The sequence below is a fragment of the Neisseria sp. HMSC065C04 genome (assembly GCF_001815375.1).
GTDB classification, from domain to species: domain Bacteria; phylum Pseudomonadota; class Gammaproteobacteria; order Burkholderiales; family Neisseriaceae; genus Neisseria; species Neisseria flavescens_D.
Genome location: NZ_KV820416.1, coordinates 1 through 573, shown reverse-complemented (window position 1 = coordinate 573; position 573 = coordinate 1). Strand labels below are relative to the sequence as shown.

Sequence of the window (573 nt, the reverse complement as noted above, 5' to 3'; positions counted from 1 at the left end):
CGTCTGCACCGGTATCACCTTTGGCACCAGCAGCACCAGTTGCACCATCTTTAACGATGGTAGTAGTGGTGTTACCTTCGCCATCAGTGATGGTTACAGTGTGAGTACCATTGCCGTTGTCTTTAACTTCAGCTTTGGCATTCTTACCGTCTACACCGTCTTTAACGATAGTGGTTGTGGTTTTACCTTCGCCATCAGTGATGGTTACGGTATGAGTACCGTTGCCGTTGTCTTTAACGTCAGCTTTAGCGTTCTTACCGTCTGCACCGGTATCACCTTTGGCACCAGCAGCGCCAGTTGCACCGTCTTTAACGATGGTAGTAGTGGTATTACCGTTACCGTCTTTGATAGTTACAGTGTGAGTACCGTCACCATTGTCTTTAACTTCGGCTTCAGCGTTCTTACCGTCTTTAACGATAGTGGTAGTAGTTTTACCGTCACCGTCAACGATGGTCACTGTATGAGTACCGTCGCCATTGTCTTTAACATCGGCCTTGGCATTCTTACCATCGGCACCAGTTGCACCAGCATTACCAGCTTCACCTTTAGCACCAGTTGCACCGTCTTTAACGA

General features: G+C 48.0%; 1 pseudogene. It reads right to left on the bottom strand.

What is annotated here, in order from left to right:
- A pseudogene (locus HMPREF3022_RS11740) lies at positions 1–573 on the bottom strand (hypothetical protein); the annotation flags it as partial.